The 16,834-nt window shown below is 68.4% G+C and carries 15 protein-coding genes and 1 pseudogene; 4 read left to right on the top strand and 12 right to left on the bottom strand.

The features are described from left to right. Positions 1 to 12: 12 nt before the first annotated feature. Entirely contained in the window at positions 13 to 777 is a 765-nt protein-coding gene (locus VGV06_18525) for a glucose 1-dehydrogenase (GenBank protein ID HEV2057139.1), read from the bottom strand. 134 nt (positions 778 to 911) lie between these two features. On the opposite strand from VGV06_18525, the gene VGV06_18520 reads away from it, so the two are divergent. Next, a complete protein-coding gene (locus VGV06_18520) occupies positions 912 to 1,376 on the top strand; it encodes an MOSC domain-containing protein (GenBank protein ID HEV2057138.1) in 465 nt (154 codons plus the stop codon). A 16-nt stretch (positions 1,377 to 1,392) separates the two neighbouring features. Then, positions 1,393 to 2,226: a metal-dependent hydrolase gene (locus VGV06_18515; protein ID HEV2057137.1), complete on the top strand. Its 834-nt coding sequence runs from the start codon at positions 1,393 to 1,395 to the stop codon at positions 2,224 to 2,226. 67 nt (positions 2,227 to 2,293) lie between these two features. Here VGV06_18515 and VGV06_18510 read toward each other — a convergent pair whose 3' ends face one another. The 4 genes from VGV06_18510 to VGV06_18495 all read right to left on the bottom strand — a co-directional run bounded on the left by VGV06_18510 (position 2,294) and on the right by VGV06_18495 (position 6,362). After that, complete coding sequence (locus VGV06_18510) at positions 2,294 to 3,082, bottom strand: DUF169 domain-containing protein (protein ID HEV2057136.1); 789 nt, start codon at positions 3,080 to 3,082, stop codon at positions 2,294 to 2,296. 61 nt (positions 3,083 to 3,143) lie between these two features. Continuing rightward, positions 3,144 to 4,097 (bottom strand): hypothetical protein, encoded by a 954-nt coding sequence (locus VGV06_18505; GenBank protein HEV2057135.1) that lies wholly within the window; start codon positions 4,095 to 4,097, stop codon positions 3,144 to 3,146. Between the two features lie 103 nt (positions 4,098 to 4,200). Beyond that, the gene (locus tag VGV06_18500) at positions 4,201 to 5,235 is read right to left on the bottom strand and encodes an NADP-dependent oxidoreductase (GenBank protein HEV2057134.1); all 1,035 of its coding nucleotides are present in this window, start codon (positions 5,233 to 5,235) and stop codon (positions 4,201 to 4,203) included. After that, positions 5,232 to 6,362, bottom strand: coding sequence for an HRDC domain-containing protein (locus VGV06_18495; protein HEV2057133.1), 1,131 nt, complete (start codon positions 6,360 to 6,362; stop codon positions 5,232 to 5,234). The genes VGV06_18500 and VGV06_18495 overlap by 4 nt, the downstream gene beginning before the upstream one ends. Before the next feature lie 56 nt (positions 6,363 to 6,418). Between VGV06_18495 and VGV06_18490 the strand changes: the two genes are divergently transcribed. Continuing rightward, a complete protein-coding gene (locus VGV06_18490) occupies positions 6,419 to 7,186 on the top strand; it encodes a 3-hydroxyacyl-CoA dehydrogenase (protein ID HEV2057132.1) in 768 nt (255 codons plus the stop codon). Positions 7,187 to 7,200: 14 nt separating this feature from the next. On the opposite strand, the gene VGV06_18485 is transcribed toward VGV06_18490, so the two are convergent. Next, on the bottom strand, positions 7,201 to 7,599 hold the full coding sequence (locus tag VGV06_18485; protein HEV2057131.1) for a type II toxin-antitoxin system VapC family toxin: 399 nt from the start codon (positions 7,597 to 7,599) through the stop codon (positions 7,201 to 7,203). Continuing rightward, positions 7,596 to 7,883: a prevent-host-death family protein gene (locus VGV06_18480; GenBank protein ID HEV2057130.1), complete on the bottom strand. Its 288-nt coding sequence runs from the start codon at positions 7,881 to 7,883 to the stop codon at positions 7,596 to 7,598. The genes VGV06_18485 and VGV06_18480 overlap by 4 nt, the downstream gene beginning before the upstream one ends. A gap of 32 nt (positions 7,884 to 7,915) precedes the next feature. Between VGV06_18480 and VGV06_18475 the strand changes: the two are divergent. After that, a pseudogene (locus tag VGV06_18475) lies at positions 7,916 to 8,083 on the top strand (3-hydroxyacyl-CoA dehydrogenase). Positions 8,084 to 8,095: 12 nt separating this feature from the next. Here the strand turns inward: VGV06_18475 and VGV06_18470 are convergent. The 5 genes from VGV06_18470 to VGV06_18450 all read right to left on the bottom strand — a co-directional run. Beyond that, complete coding sequence (locus VGV06_18470) at positions 8,096 to 11,479, bottom strand: adenylate/guanylate cyclase domain-containing protein (protein HEV2057129.1); 3,384 nt, start codon at positions 11,477 to 11,479, stop codon at positions 8,096 to 8,098. Positions 11,480 to 11,522: 43 nt separating this feature from the next. Continuing rightward, the gene (locus tag VGV06_18465) at positions 11,523 to 11,933 is read right to left on the bottom strand and encodes a HEPN domain-containing protein (GenBank protein ID HEV2057128.1); all 411 of its coding nucleotides are present in this window, start codon (positions 11,931 to 11,933) and stop codon (positions 11,523 to 11,525) included. Further along, complete coding sequence (locus tag VGV06_18460) at positions 11,930 to 12,430, bottom strand: nucleotidyltransferase domain-containing protein (GenBank protein ID HEV2057127.1); 501 nt, start codon at positions 12,428 to 12,430, stop codon at positions 11,930 to 11,932. The genes VGV06_18465 and VGV06_18460 overlap by 4 nt, the downstream gene beginning before the upstream one ends. A gap of 41 nt (positions 12,431 to 12,471) precedes the next feature. Then, the gene (locus VGV06_18455; protein ID HEV2057126.1) at positions 12,472 to 15,654 is read right to left on the bottom strand and encodes a tetratricopeptide repeat protein; all 3,183 of its coding nucleotides are present in this window, start codon (positions 15,652 to 15,654) and stop codon (positions 12,472 to 12,474) included. A gap of 226 nt (positions 15,655 to 15,880) precedes the next feature. Further along, positions 15,881 to 16,834: FAD-binding oxidoreductase (locus VGV06_18450; protein HEV2057125.1), on the bottom strand; the 954-nt coding region annotated here is incomplete at its 5' end.

Below are 16,834 nucleotides of genomic sequence, written 5' to 3'. Positions count from 1 at the left end.
GAGTCTACCCCGTCAGCCCTGAATGGAATAGCCCCCATCAACCGGGATGGCCGCGCCCGTGACGAAATCGGAAGCGGGACTGGCGAGAAAGACGGCCACGCCGGCCATGTCCTGCTCCACACCCCAGCGCTTCGCCGGCGTGCGCATGAGCACGCTCTCGTGCAGCCCCTCGATCTGCTGGCGCGCACGCTGCGTCAGCTCCGTGTCGATCCAGCCGGGCAGCACCGCGTTGACCTGGATGTTGTCCGCCGCCCACCCCGCGGCCATGGCCTTGGTCAGCTGGACCATGCCGCCCTTGGAGGCCGCGTAGGCCGGCGCGAACGAGGCGCCGAAGATGGACATCATGGAGCCGATGTTGATGACCTTGCCGCCGCCCTGCTTCTTCATCACGGGGTGGCAGGCGCGGCTCGCGAGGAAGGCGCTGGTCAGGTTGATGTCGATGACCTGGCGCCACTCCCCGAGCGCCAGGCTCTCGACGGGCTTGCGGATGTTCATGCCGGCGTTATTGACGAGGATGTCAAGCCTGCCGAAGCGCGCGACGGTCGCCTTGACGAGCGCCTCGACCGACGCCTCATCGGCGACGTCCACCTCGATGGCCTCCGCCTCGCCACCGAGCCCGCGCAGCTCAGCGACAGCCCGCGCGCTCTTCTCGCGATTGCGCGCCGCCACCACGACAGCCGCGCCCGCCTCCGCGAGCCCGCGCCCCATGCCGAGCCCGATGCCGCCGTTACCGCCCGTGACCACCGCCACGCGACCCTTCAGATCGAAAGCGCCCACGGTCGGGTTCCCCCTTGGAGTCGACGGATGTGCTAAAGGTGAGGGGCAGTGTACCCGGTCGGGGGGCTCCTGTGAAGCGCTCCCGCCGGGTCGCCCGCTTGATTCAGGGGGCCGCCTCGCTTAGCATGGCGGCCATGTGGCAAGGCTCAGTGGTCTCGATCCACATCACGTCCGCGGCGGGACAGCCGATGGAAGCCGTGCCGGAGGCCCGCGCCGTCCCCGGCCGCGGGCTCGAGGGCGACCGCTACTTCGCCGGCACCGGCTATTACTCGGACAAGCCCAGTGAGGGCGGACGCGAACTGACGCTGATCGAGACCGAGACCCTCGAGGCGCTTCCCGCCCTCGGCGTCAAGCTCTCGGCGGCCGAGAGCCGCCGCAACGTCGCGACCGTGGGCGTTCCCCTCAACCACCTGGTCGGCCGCGAGTTCCGGGTCGGCGCGGTCCGGCTTCGCGGCACCCGACTGTGCGAGCCCTGCAAGCACCTCGACGGTCTGACGCAAGCGGGAGCCATGGCGGCCCTGATCCACCGCGGGGGCCTGCGCGCCCAGATCCTCAACGACGGTCTCATCCGTGTCGGCGACACCATCACGCTGTCCTAACCACTGGGAGGGGATCATGGAGATGGAACGGCGCGACTTCCTCAAGCTCGGCGCGGGAGCCCTCACCTTCAGCCTTGCCGCCGAAGCGGCGTGGGCGCAGACCAACAAGATCGAGGTCCAGTGGCTCGGGCAGGCGACGACGAAGATCACCACGCTCACAGGCAAGGTGATCGTGATCGATCCGTTCATGGTCAACAACCCCAAGACACCGGTGGGATACAAGAACCTCGACGCCATCGGCAAGGTGGACGTGATTCTCGTGACGCACGGCCACAGTGACCACACGGGCGACGTGTCGGAGCTGGCCAAGCGCACCGGGGCGACGGTGCTGGGGGACGGTGGGCTCATGCAGACCCTCATGGACCTGGGCTGGGTGCCGGCCGACAAGGCCGTCCGCTTCGGCAAGGGCGGCAAGGTCCAGCCCGCAGGGCCGCAGATCACCATCACCCAGACGCACGCCGAGCACTCCTCGGAAGTCACCGTGACCGACCCGGCGACGAAGAAGAGCACGACCTACCCCGGCGGCCAGCCCGCGGGCTTCATCGTGGAGATGGAGAACGGCTTCAAGCTCTACCACATGGGCGACACGGGTCTCTTCGGCGACATGCGACTCATCGGCGAATACTATAAGCCCGACCTCATCATGATCCCGATCGGCGGGCACTTCGTGATGGACCCGAAGGACGCGGCGTACGCGACCAATCAGATGCTCAAGCCGAAGTACTCGATCCCGTTCCACTACGGCACGTTCCCCGTGCTCAAGGGCACGCCGCAGGAGTACCAGGCGGCGCTCGGCCAAACCACAACGCAGGTCTTCCCGATCAGCCCAGGAGACAAACTCCAGTTCTAGTCCGAGGCGGGCGCACGCGCCGGCGGGTCCGGGGAGGGCACCCCAGGCCCCGCCCGTCGACGGTCCGTTAGATCTTCTTCTTGTCCTTGTCCGAGTACGACACGGCGAGGCCCGCCCCGGCGTCGCCCTGGATGCCGTAGGGCGGGACTGGATAGCGGAGGCCGTTCTTTGAAAGCGCTGCCAAGCCGTCGACCATCTTCGGCAGGTAGCGCGGCGGCAGCGCCATCAGGAGCTCGTCGTCGGCCACGCCGCCGTAGCGACGCTCCGCGTAGCAGGGAATCGTCAGCGCGGGCTCGCCGGTCTTGAGCGCCTTGCCCCACGAGTCGGCGCAGGCCGACTCACCCACCGACGTGAAGGACATCTTCTTGTAGCCCGACCACTGAAGCCCATTGATCATGAAGATCATCTGCCCCGGCGTGCCGTAGAGCAGGCAGATGTCGGGCGGGTCGAGCCTGCCCGAAGCAAGCGGCGCCACCGCCATCGCGCTGTAGCGGCCGAACGGCACGCAGTCCATCGCGTGCTGGTGCAGGCTCGCGTCCTCCTGCGTCTTGAACCACACGCCGGCCATGCGATGCCCCGAGAGCCATTCCTCGTTCTGAGGATGCAGCCCGATGACCGCGCCGCACTGCGCGCCGACCAGGTCGTCCATGGTGATGCCCACGGTCCAGCCGAGCTGGCGCGCCTGCGCGACGATCTGGTCCGTCGTATGCTTGACCTTCGGCCGCCTGATCTTGGGGATCGCCTCCATCTCGGCCGCGCTCTCGAAGAGCTTCATGCCGATCGGGATGCTGCGCAGCCGCAGATACTCATTGAGCCCGCCGATGATCGCGTCCCAGTCGTACGTCTCAGTGGTCACGCTCGTCTCCTCGCGCTTGGTGTCGCTACCCTACCCGCGGCGAGCGTACCACAGCGCCCGCTCACTGCCGCGCGTGCAGGAACGCCCGCCACGCCACGCGGTGCCCGCGCAGGAAGTAGCCCAGCATCACGCCGGACGCCAGGAGATTGCCCGCGAGGATGGTCCACCACGCGATGGCCTCGAGCAGCCACTGGGCGAGCGCCTCGATCATGACGAAGGTGAACACCTCGAAACAGCAGAAGAGCATGATGAAGGCGAAGAGCAGGGTCGGCTCTCTGTCGGCCAGCGCGAGCAGTGACGCCGCGGCCCAGCCGAAGAAGACAAAGGCCAGGCCGTGGAAGGCCGTGTACTCGGCGACGAGCGGCATGCTGATCGCGAGCGCCGACGGGTCGCGCAGGCCGTGGAAGAGCGCGGCGCCCAGGAGCGCGGGCGTGCGAAGCGGCACGCCCGCCGCGACGTCGTAGAGGAGAAACCACACCGCGACCACCCCCGCTCCGAGCAACCCCGAGACGAGCCCTTCGCGGGCGATGCGAGTCCAGGGGCCGAGCAGCATCCGGCCGAGCGAGCGGTAACCCACGAAGAAGTAGACGAGCATGCCTCCCGCCGCGAGCGCGTTCGCGATCAGGATCGCCCACCATCCCAACTCGGTGACGACCGGGTGAGCCCACCACGTCAGGACGGCAAGGGAGGCGACCTCGAAGGACATGAGCGCGATGAACACCATGAGCAAGCGGCTCGGCTGGCTCTGCGCGGAGACGATCAGGTAGGCGATCAGGACGCCGAAGAGCGCAAAGATCACGCCGTGGAGCACGGTGTACTGCACGACCAGCCCCGGCGAGACCGTGACGGCCGACGGATCGCGGAGGCCCTGCAGCGCCGCCGCGCCGAGCAGCGCCGGTGTGCGGAGCGGCTGGCCGCGCGCGGCATCGTAGATGAGGAACCAGGCGGCAACGATGGCCGCCCCGATGAGACCGGCGATGATGCCTTCGCGGAGATATGGGGATCGGGAATCCATGGGAGGCCTCCTCTCCAATCGATCAGGCCGCGGGGCTGCTGACCCTTGGCCCCGGGTGTACCACCGCCGGGGGTGGAAGGCAACCGGGGTGTGCGGCCGCGCGCTACTTCGGATCAGAGGCCGGGGGGTCGGGGGCCAGGCGCACGACCATCTTGCCCAGGTTGTCGCCGGAGAAGAGGCCGAGGAAGGCTTTGGGCGCGTTCTCGATGCCCTCGACCACGGTTTCTTCGGATTTGATGCTCCGTTGCTTCAGCCAGCCGCCCACCTCGCCGACGAATTCTCCGTAGCGGTCGAAGTGGTCGGAGATGATGAAGCCCTGCATGAGGGTGCGGTTAGCGATCATCGAGAAGAGGTAGCGCGGGCCGGGGTCGGGGATCTCCAGGTTGTACTGCGAGATCATGCCGCAGAGCGGGATGCGCGAGGACGGGTTGAGCAGGCGCAGCACGGCGTCGAGGATCGGCCCTCCCACGTTCTCGAAGTAGATGTCGACGCCCTTGGGGCAGGCTTGGCGGAGCGCGTCGACGCAGTCGCCGGCCGTCTTGTAGTTGATGGCGGCGTCCGCCCCAAGCTCGCGCGTGAGATAGGCGCACTTCTCGTCGGTGCCGGCCGTGCCCACGACGCGGCAGCCCAGGATCTTGCCCATCTGGACGACGAGCGAGCCCGTCGCGCCGGCGGCGCCGGAGACCACGAGCGTCTCGCCGGCCTTGGGCTTGCCGATCTCCTTGAGCCCGTACCAGCCCGTGAAACCGGGGACACCGAGGACGCCAAGGTAGGCCGGCAGCGGCAGCGAAGCATCGACCTGGGAGACGCCCTCGCCCGCCGAGACGAAGTACTCGCGCCACCCCTGCATGTTGCTGACGACGGCGCCTTCCTTGAGCTTGGGATGATTCGACTTCAGCACCTGCCCCACGGCGCGGCCGTCGAGCGGCTTGCCGACTTCGAACGGCGGCGAGTACGACTTGCGGTCGTTCATGCGCCCGCGCATGTACGGGTCCACCGACATCCAGATGTTGCGCACGAGGATCTGGCCTGGCCCCGGCTCGGGCACGGGCGTCGTCTCGAGCCTGAAGTCGGTGGCCTTCGCCATGCCCGCGGGGCGGGCCGCGAGGACGATCTGCCGGTTCACGGGTGCGGTCATCCGAGCCTCCTCAAGAGTTCGGCGCCGAAGAGCTCGGCGCGCCAGCGCCCGATGCCTTCCACTCGCGCGAGGGCGTCCTGATCGCGCGGCGGATCCTGGGCCAGCCTGTCGATCAACCGCTGCGGGAAGATCACACCCGCGTCGAGCTCCACGAGCTTGGCGGCCTCGACACGCCAGGCGCGGAGCGCCTCGCTCCGCCGCTGGACGGCGCCGGAGGCGCGGGGCCGCGGGTTCGGTCGCCGTACGGGCAGCTCGGCGTCCGGCAAGGTCAGGCCGCGCTCGACCGCCGCCAGGATAGCTCCGCCCGCGCGCCGCACGACGTTGATCGTGCATCCCTTGATCGTGAGGATCGAGTTGCTGTCGCGAGGCTTAAGCACCGCCAGCGCCGCCAGCACCTCGTTGCCCAGAATCATGAAGGGCGGTCGGTCGAGCTTGATCGCCAGGGTCTCGCGCGCGTGGTGGAGCTCGCGCAGCACGGCGAGCCCGCGGCCGTCGAGGTCCTTGGCGCCCTTGAGCTTCATGTAGGTGTCGGGGTCGGCGGCCTTCTCGGGAGCGGGCATGGCGGCGATCAACGCGCACTCTTCCTCGACCCAGAGCTCGCGCCCCTTGGCGCGCAAAGCCTCCAACAGCTTCTCTCGCAAAGGTATCAGGTGGAGCACGTCGTTGAGCGCGTAGGTCTCCTGGGCGGGGCTGAGCGGACGCTTGGACCAGTCGTCTTTCTGGCGCGAGGGACCCGGGTCCACGCCGATGAAGTCGTGCAGGAGCCCGTCGAGCGACAGCGACGTCACGCCGAGAAAGCGCGCGGCGATGGCCGTGTCGAAGATATTGGCGACGGAGAATCCGTAGAGCCGCTTGAGATAGCCGAGATCGTTGTCGGCTGCGTGCAGCACCTTGACCACGCCCGCGTCCGCGAAGAAGGGCCCGAGCGGCTGGAGCGTGGGCAGCGCGAGGGGATCCACCAGGTGTCCCCGGCCCTGGTCGTCGGCCACCTGCACCAGGCAGAGCTTGACCGGGTGGTGGTGGAGGCCGTCGGCCTCGGTGTCGATGCAGAGCGTCTTGGTCCGTCGCAGGGACACAACGAGCGCGTCGAGCTCCTCGGGCGTCCGTATCCAGAGCGGGGCGGCCATGGGTGTCGGTTATACTACCGCGGCAGTCGAGACCCCTGCCGAGGAGGATTCGATCGATGAAGATCGCGGGATCCGTTGCGGTGATCACGGGCGGCGCGTCGGGGCTGGGCCGGGCGACGGCCGAGCGGCTGCTCGCGGGCGGAGGCAAGGTCGCGCTCCTCGACCTGCCCAAGTCCGCCGGCGTCGAGGTGGCCAAGAGCATGGGCGGCAACGCCTTCTTCTCGGCCTGCGACGTCACCAGCGCCGACGAGGTGGCGGCGGCGCTCGAAGCCGCCGTGGTGAAGCTGGGCGCCGTCCACGTGCTGGTCAACTGCGCCGGCATCGGCGCGGCAGAGAAGGCCTACGGCAAGCGCGGCCCGGCCGATCTCGGCGTCTTCACGCGGGTCATCCAGGTCAACCTGATCGGCACCTTCAACTGCATCAGGCTGGCCGCCGCGCACATGGCGAAGAACCAGCCAAACGAAGACGGCGAGCGGGGTGTCGTGGTCAACACAGCCTCCGTCGCCGCCTTCGACGGCCAGATCGGCCAGGCGGCCTACTCGGCCTCAAAGGGCGGCATCGTCGGCATGACGCTGCCCATCGCCCGCGACCTCGCGGAGCTGGGCATCCGCGTCTGCACCATCGCGCCCGGGCTCTTCGACACCCCGCTCCTGGCGGGGCTGCCGGAGCCCGTGCGCATCGCGCTCGGCAAGCAGGTACCCTTCCCGCCCCGCCTCGGCCGCCCGGCCGAGTACGGCGCGCTCGCCGCCCACATCGTCGAGAACACCATGCTCAACGGCGAGACGATCCGGCTGGACGGGGCGATCCGGATGCAGCCGCGCTAACCCCGATTCTTCAGTCAACTCGGCGCGCTGACCTCAAGGTGCACGCGCTCGGCGGCGCCCGCGAGCCGCCTATCATAGGTGACGAGCGCCGCGAGGTCCTCGCGGACGGCCAGCGCCGTGGCGAGGTGGATAGCGTCGAGCGTCCGGAGCGCGGGCGGGTCCAGAGCGGCGGCAGCTGCGAGGATCCGCCGATCCACGTCCACGAGAGCGATCCGCGCCATCACCTCGCGCGCTCGGCGGCGCTCGCTCACGCCGAATCCGGCCCGGCGCAGCGCGCGCGGGACTTCCGCGAGCACCACGGCGCTCGACACGCGGTCGGACTGGCTCCTCAGGAACTCCATGAGCGCCGAGGACTCCGGTTCGGTCACGACGAGCTTGACCAGGGCCGACGAGTCCAGGTAGACGACGGTCACCGAGACTCGTCGCGGAGCTTGGCGAGGGCGCGGCTGGCCCGTCGCGATGACCGACGACCGAGGGGCGCTCCGAGCTTCAGGACGTCGCCGACAGCCGGCGTCGCCCGCCCCGCGGCGACGAGTCGCTCGAGTGCCGACGCCTTCGTGCCGGCCGGCGCAAGCATTGCGACCCGATGCCCGCGCTCCCTAACCTCCAAGGTCTCACCGGCCTTGACGCGCCGGAGGTAGACGCTCAGATTCTGTCTCAGCTCGCGGACACCGATCTCTCCCGCGCGGTATCGCATGTAGCACATTGTAGCACATCTTCACCTATGAGGGGTTACCGGAGCCGGCGCAGGTGTCGCTCGGCAAGCAGGTGCCCTTCCCGCCGCGCCTCGGCCGTCCCGCCGAGTACGGCGGACTCGCAGCCCACATCGTCGAGAACGCCATGCTCAACGGCGAGACAATCCGCCTCGACGGAGCAATCCGCATGCAGCCGCGCTGAGAGGGGCGAATCTCATCCCAACTCCCGCATCTCTGCCTCCGCCCGCGCCAGCCAGAACCGCAAGTCCATCTCGCGGTACATCGTCGTCGCGAGGGTGAGGTGCTCCTGCGCTTGCTGGCGCTTGCCCGTACGACGGTAGAGCTTGCCGAGGCCGAGGTGGCAGTGCGCGACGAGCGGGCGCATTCCGCGCGGTTCGGCGAGTGCCAGCGCCTTGCGGTAGTGGGCCTCGCCCCTCTCGGCATCGAACCGGTCGAGATGGGTCGCGATGTCGCCGAGCAGGTGCAGCGCATGGGCCGCGAACCCGGGCTGAGACAGAGAGGATTCGACCGCGCGGTCGCCCAGGTTCTGCGCCTCGTCGAGGCGGCCGAGCAGTAGACACGCGCGACCCAGCGAGTGGTAGGTCCAGCCGAGTTGGCCGATCGGCCCCCTCGCGGTCTGACGCTCGACGAGCTGCTCGCCTTCCCGGAGCCGGTTCAGCGCCTCGCCCGGCTCGCCCAGTTGCGCCAGCGCCCAGGCGGAGGAAGCGACCGCGAGGGGAAGCATGAAAACGACGTTCCCCGTCCGCGCCACCGAGATCCAGTGCTCGACCAGTGAGCGCGCCTTCGCCCAGTCGCCCTTGAGGAGGTGAAGCGTGCCCGCGGCCCAGTGGGCCAGACCGACAGTGTGGGCATGATGCGTCGGCTCGGCGAGCCGGATCGCCTCGGCCGCGTACTCGGCCGCCTCGGCGAATCTGCCGAGTTGGGCGAGGCTCAGGACCAGCCGGCAGCGATCGAAGACCGATACCGGTGCGGCAAGTCCGAAACGCTCGTAGACCGAGTCGGCGGGCAACGCCGCGAGGTTGTCGGTGGCCAGCTCGACCACGCGCTCGTACTCGCCCCGGTAGTAATGCGCCTGCTCGAGATAGCTCGTGGTGCCGATGCGGAGTCTCAAGTCCCCGAGGCGCCCGGCGATCTCCAGCGCGCGGGTGCCGGTCACGAGCGCCTCGTCCAGCTCGCCGAGCAGCGAGTGGGTGTTCGTCATGACAGCGCAGACCCGGGCTCGCCGACGGTCGTCGTTCAACCGCTCGGCGAGGGCCTCGGCCTCGCGCAGGCGATCGAGCGAGCGCCGAACCTCACCGAGCTGGGTCAGCACCAGCCGCAGCTCGAGGCGGATCTCGAAGGCCTCTTCCAGCGTGGACCGACTCTCCGGCAGCGCCGCGAGGACACCCAGCGCCTGCTCGAACCAGACCCGGGCGTCCTGGAGCGCCGACCGCGTGAACGCCTTGAGTCCGGCCTGGCGGAGATAGTCGACTGCCTTCTCCCGTAACTCGCCCCGGAGGGCGTGATGGGCGAGCCGCTCGGTGTGCTCGCCGAGGCGATCCCGGTGGAGCGTCTCGATCGCATCGACGGTCCGCGCGTTCAGCTCGCGGCGACGCTCCTGCAGCAGGCCCCCGTACGTGACCTCATGCGTGAGCGCGTGCTTGAAGGTGTACTCGAGATCCGGGAAGAGGCTTGTCTCGTAGAGGAGCTCGGCGGCCTGGAGATGAGCGAGCCCACGCCGCAGGTCTTCTTCGCCCAGCTCGGCAATGGCGAGCAGGAGCGCGAACGGCACGTCCTTGCCGATGACCGAGGCCGCCTGGAGCAGCCGCTTGTCCTCGGGTGCCAGGCGGTCGATTCGCGCCGCGAGGATCGCCTGGACCGTCGCCGGCACCTGGATCGTCGTGGCGTCTTGCGCCAGCCCGTAGGCCCCCCGTTCACCGACCAGCGCCTTGCTTTCCGCGAGGGTCCGCACGCTCTCCTCGAGGAACAGCGGGTTGCCCTCCGTCCGTTCAATGAGGGTGCGCTTGAGCGAGTCCAGGTTCTGGTCGGTCCCGAGCAGGCTCGTGAGGAGATCGTCCGCGCTCTCCGCCGGCAACGGGTCGATGCGGAGCTGCCGGTAGTAGGTCTTGCTGCCCCACAGGTGCTGGTATTCAGGGCGGTAGTTGGCGAGCAGCAGCAGCCGGGCCGTCGGCAGGCTCTCGACGAGGCTATCCAGTAGGGCCTGGGTCTCGGCGTCGATCCAGTGCAAGTCCTCGACGAGCAGCATGAGCGGCTGGACCTGGCTCTCCCGCAGCAGCAGACGCTTCACAGCGTCCAGCGTCCGTTGCCGGCGCTGCGGGGGATCGAGCCGCCCCCACGCCTCATCCTCCACCTGGACCTCCAGGAGCGAGAGCATCGCCGACAGGGAGGGCTCGAGGCCACGGTCGAGGGACAGGACCTTGCCGGTCACCTTCTCGCGGATGTTCCGCGTATCGTCTCGCCCCTCGATGTGGAAGTACGCCTTGAGGAGATCGATGACGGGGAGATAGACCGTGGCCTTGCCGTAGGAGACGGAGCCGGATTCCAGAATGAGCCAGCCTTGGGCGCGATGGGAGTGGGTGAACTCCCAGTAGAGGCGGGACTTGCCGACGCCCGGCTCGCCGACCACCGCGACGAGCTGGCCGTGCCCGGCCTGGGCCCGCTCAAGGGCCTGGCGGAGCTGATCCAGCTCGCTGTCGCGGCCGACAAAGCGGGTCAGCCCCCGGGCGGCGGCGGCGTGAAGCCGGGAGCGCACGGCCCCGGCGCCGACGAGCTCATAGACCTCCACCGGCGCGGGCAGGCCCTTCACGGGCAGGGGGCCGAGGGCCTTCACCTCGACGTAGCCTTCAGCCAGCTCCAGCGTGGACGGGCTGAGGAGAATGCTGCCCGGCTCAGCGAGCTGCTCCATCCTGGCGGCGAGATGGGTGGTCTGGCCGACCGCCGTGTAGTCCATGTGGAGATCGCTCCCGATGGCGCGCACGACCACCTCGCCCGAATTGAGCCCGACCCGGATCTTGACCACCGCCGCGTGCGAGCGTCGCACCTCGTCCGCGTACTTCTTCACGCTCTCCTGCATCCGGAGCGCCGCGTAGCAGGCGCGCACCGCGTGGTCCTCGTGGGCCAACGGCGCGCCGAAGAGGGCCATGATCCCGTCGCCCATCACTTGGTTCACCGTGCCCTCATACCGATGCACCGCCTCCATCATGTGCTCGAGGACGGGGTCTAGAAGCTTGCGCGCCTCTTCGGGATCACGGTCGGCGAGCAGCTCCATCGATCCCTTCAGGTCGGCGAAGAGCACGGTCACCTGCTTGCGCTCGCCTTCGAGCGCGGCCTTGGAGGTCAGGATCTTCTCGGCGAGGTGCCTGGGGGTGTAGATCTCTGGAACGTCGAACCTCGTCCGGCGAGGGTCGGCTGCCGGACCAGGCTCGGCTAGCCGCTGGCCACACTTCTTGCAAAACTTGGCGCCCAGCTGGTTCGTGGCGCTGCAAGCCGGGCAGGGCGTCTCAAGGCGTGACCCGCATTCCTGGCAAAAGGCTGCGTCAGCGGGGTTCTGGTGCTGGCACCGAGGACACGCGATCATGCGCGGCTCAGCCCAAGTTCCGAACGCGACGACACGGCATGCCCTACAGTGCCCTCCGCAATCGCCTGAGCAGGTCCTCGCCGAAGTGAAGGGCGCGCTCGACGCGCTGGACCCAGTCCCGCGCCTGGGCCTCGGTGACGAGGGTCTCCTGGTAGAAGGCTGGGCTCCTGACCTTGGCAAGCTCCTGCGAGAGGGCCGTCAGGGAGTCCAGAACACCGGCGTCGACATCGATGCCACGGATCCGGACCGCGTGGGCGAAGACTGGAGCGGGATCGTGGGTCTTCGGGTAGTCCACGCTCATCTCGTTGAGCAACGCCTTGATCGCCATCTCCAACACTTCCTGAGCACGACGAGTGGCCAGGTTCCATGCCTCGTCGTCGAGGGCTCTTTTCATCTCACCGGCGATCTGTCGGGCCTCACCGATAAGACGATCGGCCCGCTCGCCGTTGGTCACAGGTCGACGACCTCGCCGGGACGCCAGTCGGGCTTGAGGTCCCAGTACCAGCTCCCGTCCGGCAGCTCGACGCGCGTGGAGCCCAGCGCGGCCATGCGTTGGCGCACGGCGTCCAGCTCCCGCTCGAGGACGGACGCGGGATCATACAGGATCACGCCGTGGTGAGCGATGTCGAGCAGGATCCACGGATGTCGGACCAGCTCGTCCACCGAGTGCGGGACAGGTGACGGTGTGGGCTGGTACCCCGCGCGGACGAGCGCCTGGTACTCCGGGCTCGCGTCGATGCGGTCCCACATCCCGTGCAGGCGGGAGTCCCCGAGGCTCGTCCTCCGCGTCACCACGTAGAGGTCGAGGTCGCTGTCAGGCCGGGCCCGGCCACGTGCCACCGATCCGAACAGTGCGACGGCCACCAGGTCGTCGCCGATGGCGGCGCGATACTCGGCGACGACCCGGCCGGCCAGGGCGCTCCACTCGGGCGAGAGCGGCGGAGAGGTCATCGCCCGATCTTATCCCAGCACTGCACACAAGGAGCCACGCATTAGCTCACCGATCTCAGCTCTGCCTCTGCCTGCTCCAGCCAGAACCTCATGTCCATATCGCGGTACATCGTCGTCGCGGTGGTGAGGTGCTCCTGGGCCTGCTCGCGCTTGCCGGTTCGCCGGTACAGCTTGCCGAGGCCGAGGTGGCAGTGGGCGACGAGGGGGTGCATGCCGCGCGGCTCCGCGAGCGCCAAGGCCTCCCGATAGCTTGTCTCGGCCTGCTGGACATCGGGAGGACCCGCATCCGCGTGGATGGCGCCCAGAGCAAACAGCGCGGCCGCCTCTTCCCCACGCGCCTTCTGCTGACGGGCCAAGTCGAGCGCCTGGCGTGCGTGCGGCCGAGCCTCGTCGAGACGTCCGGCGAGCCGATAGGCAGCGCTGAGCCGCCTAACGATCAAGCGAAGGTTGGCGCCCCTTTGCAAAGTGTCCCTGAGCGTCTCCTCCAAGAGCGCCAGGCCTTCGGCGAGGCGTCCCGTGCGTGCATACGCCTCACCCAGCGCGCCAGCGATACTGAATGCCCAAGCCCTGTCGTCGGCGGCGCGACCGAGGGCCAGGCCCTGCTCGAGCACCCGGACGGCCGCCTCCAAGTTTCCTTGGGCGAGATACAGCAGGCCGAGGCACCCGTGGGCAATGATCGGTGACGGCCCTTGCCTCACCATGGCGAGGCGGACGGCCTCTTCACCATGGCGGCGACCCTCGTCGAACTCCCCGAGCGTGGCTAGAACATTCGCCAGCCATGCCCGTGAGTTAATCCAGAGCGCAAGGCGTGCTGGATCGGGCGCACCAGGTGCCAGCCTCTCGACGTTCCCCCGGAACAACTCGGCGGCCCGGCCGAAGTCGCCCGCCGAAGCGAACGCCTGCCCCAGGCGATAGGACGCGACGGCCTGCGCGTAGGGATCGTTGAGGACGATCGCTATCTCCAGAGACTGGCTCGCCGCCGCCATGGCGCCATCCAGGTCCCCCATGTCCCTGCGCGCCCAGCTCATGGTGGCCAGCACGCGGGCCATGGGAGCACGATCGTCGAGTTGTCGGGCCAGTGCCTCGGCTTCGTCCAACAGGGTGAAGCTTCTCTGATACTGTCCACGATTCGTTAGCACGTTCGCTAGCAAGCGGCGAAGCTCAACTGCCAACGGCCTGGTGTCGGGATTCTCAGGGAGGTGCCTGAGTGCCTCGAGGGCCTGCTCGTAAGCCGTCACCGCCTCGTGGTACGCTCGGCGGTCGAAATCCTTGTGCCCCACCAGCTGATAGTAGTGCAGAGCCTTGTCCCACACCTCACCGCGCATGGCGTGGCCGGCGAGTCCATTGACCTGCTCGGCCAGCCGATCGGGATAACGCGTTTCGATGGCCTCGATGATCCGAGCGTGAAGGGTGCGGCGTCGCTCTTGAAGCATGCCGCCGTAGGCCACCTCGTGGGTCAGCGCATGCTTGAAGGTGTACTCGGCCTCCGGGAACAACTGGACCTCGTACAGAAACTCCGCGGCCTGGAGACGGGCGAGGCTGGCCCGCAAGGCCGTCTCGTCCTCCGCGGCGATAGCCTGCAGCAGCGAATACGGCACGTCCTTGCCAACGACTGCGGCGGTCTGAACGAGCCGCTTGTCTTCGGGCGCGAGGCGGTCGATGCGCGCTGCCAGGATGGTCTGGACGGTGGCCGGCATGTTGAGCGCCTCCGGCGACTTCACCAGCCGGTAGGCGCCGCGTTCCCCGGCAAGCGCCCCGGTCTCGACGAGACTCTGCACGCTCTCTTCGAGGAAAAATGGATTGCCCTCGGTCCGGACGATCAAGAGTGGCCTGAGAGCGATGACGGACGGATCGTGGCCGAGCAAGGCACCAAGGAGCTGGTCGGCGCTGGCGGGCGACAGCGGGTCGATGCGGAGTTGGCGGTAGTAGCTCTTGCTGCCCCAGTCGTGACGGTATTCCGGGCGGTAGTTCACGAGCAGGAGGAGCCGCGCCGTTGGCAGGCTCTCCATGAGATAGTCCAGGAAGGCTTGGGTCTCCCCGTCGATCCAGTGCAAATCCTCGAAGACCAGCACCAGCGGCTGCACCTGGCTCTCCCGCAAGACCAGACGGCGCAGGCCGTCCAGCAGTCGCTGCCGCTGCAGCGAGGGGTCCAGGCGTTTCCAGTCCGCATCCTCCACCGGCGCGTCGAGCATCCAGAGCACCGGGGCAATGCAGCTCTCGAGCGCTCGGTCCAGCGAGAACAGCTTCCCCGTGACCTTCTCGCTGATCTTTCGCGTATCGTCCCGGGGCTCGATCTGAAAGTAGTCCTTGAGGAGGTCGATCACCGGCAGGAAGGTCGTCGCCTTGCCGTAGGACACCGAGGCTGCCTCCAGCACAAGGCATCCCTGCGTCCGGTGCGAGTGCGTGAACTCCCAGAAGAGTCGCGACTTCCCCACGCCGGGCTCGCCGACCACAGCGACGACCTGGCCCTTGCCCGCTTTCGCCTGCTCGAGTGCGGTGAACAAGGTGTCCATCTCGGCGTCGCGGCCGACGAAGGTAGTGAGGCCTCTGGCCGCGGCGGCTTGCAGGCGCGAGCGCACGGGGCTCGCTCCGGTCAGCTCGAAGATCTCGGCGGGAGCCGCCAGCCCCTTGACTGCGACCGTTCCGAGCGAGCGCACCTGGACGAAGCCCTCCGCCAGGTGCAGCGTGTCGGAGGTGAGCAGAATCGCGCCCGGATCGGCCATCTGCTCCATCCGCGCGGCCAGGTGTGTGGTCTGACCCACGGCGGTGTAGTCCATGTGGAGGTCCGAGCCGATCGACCGGACCACGACCTCGCCCGAGTTGAGACCAACGCGAATGCGGACGGGAACGCCGTAGGTGCGGAAGATCCCCTCGGCGTACCGCTTCACGCTCTCCTGCATCCGTAGTGCCGCGTAGCAGGCGCGCACCGCGTGGTCCTCGTGGGCCAACGGCGCGCCGAAGAGCGCCATGATCCCATCGCCCATGACCTGATTCACCGTGCCCTCGTACCGGTGCACGGCCTCCATCATGTGCTCCAGCACCGGGTCGAGGAGCTTTCGCGCCTCCTCGGGATCGCGGTCGGCGAGCAGTTCCATCGAGCCCTTGAGATCGGCGAACAGTACGGTGACTTGCTTGCGCTCTCCTTCAAGCGCGCTCTTTGAGGTGAGGATCTTCTCGGCGAGGTGCTTCGGCGTGTAGCTGTCGGGCGCACGCGCCGGTACCACCGCACCGCCAAGCGGCTGACCGCAGCCGTTACAAAAGCCGCTTGCTGGTGGATTTGCGTGCCCGCACCGGGCGCAGACCGTCTCCAGCCGACCGCCACACCCGTTACAGAATCGCGCGCCGGCGGGGTTCTCGTGAGAGCACTGGGGACAGAGCATCAGCTCAGCGTTAGCCTCATGGCGCGCTACTCTGCCACACCCGGGGTGGGCGGGCAATCTGGTCAGGAGGCTAGAAGCGGCTGAGGCGAAGGTCGGTGATGTCCAGGCTGGTCGTGCCGGTCGTCAGGAGCTCCGCGACCATCTCGCCGGCCGCCGGGGAATGCTGGAAGCCGTGGCCACAGAAGCCGATGGCGAGATAGAGCCCCTCGATGCCCGGCGCCCAGTCGAGAATGCCGCGCCCGTCGGGCGTGAGCGGCCGCAGTCCCGCCCAGGCGTGGCGGATCTGGGCGTGCTCGAGCGCCGGCATGCGGCGCACCGCCTTCTCCACCGTCTGCTCCAGCACGCCCCAGTCCACGCTCGCCGTGTACTCCGTGTGCGCTCCGATGTCGCCCGGGCTCATCAGGATCGCGCCCTGCTCGCTCCGGCAGTAGAAGCCCGACGTGATGTCGGTCACGAGCGGCATCGGATGCCTGATCTCGCTGAAGCTGTCCGTAACGAAGATGTGGCGCCGCCGAGGGTCGACGGGCAGCTCCAGCCCCACCATTTTCCCGACCAGGGGCGCCTGGGGCCCGGCGGCGTTGATCACGAGACGCGTCTCGATCCGGCCCGCAGGCGTCACGACGGCGCTCACTTTCCTGGCGTCGTCGAGCTCGATGCCGGTCACCGGCGTGTCCTCGAAGAACCTGACCCCGCCCGCCCGGGCGCGGGCTGCGTAGGCCTGGACCACGTCGTTGGGTGAGGCGTAGCCGTCCGTCGGTCCCCAGACGGCCGCGACCGTATCGTCCACGCGAAGCCCCGGCACGATGGCCTTCGCGTCATCGGAAGCGATCAGCCTGACGTCGGCGCCCATGCTTTGCTGGAGCGCCACGTTCGTGCGGAAGCGGGCGACGTCCTTGTCATTCGACAGGATGAAGAGGTAGCCCTCCTGGCGGAAGTCGCACGGCACGCCCATCTCGTCCTCGAAGCGCTTGAAGAAGGCGATGCCCCGCAGGGAGAACTCGATCTCGACGCGCGTGGCGAACTG

It is taken from the genome of Candidatus Methylomirabilota bacterium, assembly GCA_035936835.1.
In the GTDB taxonomy this organism is placed as follows: domain Bacteria; phylum Methylomirabilota; class Methylomirabilia; order Rokubacteriales; family CSP1-6; genus AR37.
The sequence above is the reverse complement of the archived record's forward strand: the minus strand, read 5'-3'. Positions and strand labels throughout refer to the sequence as shown.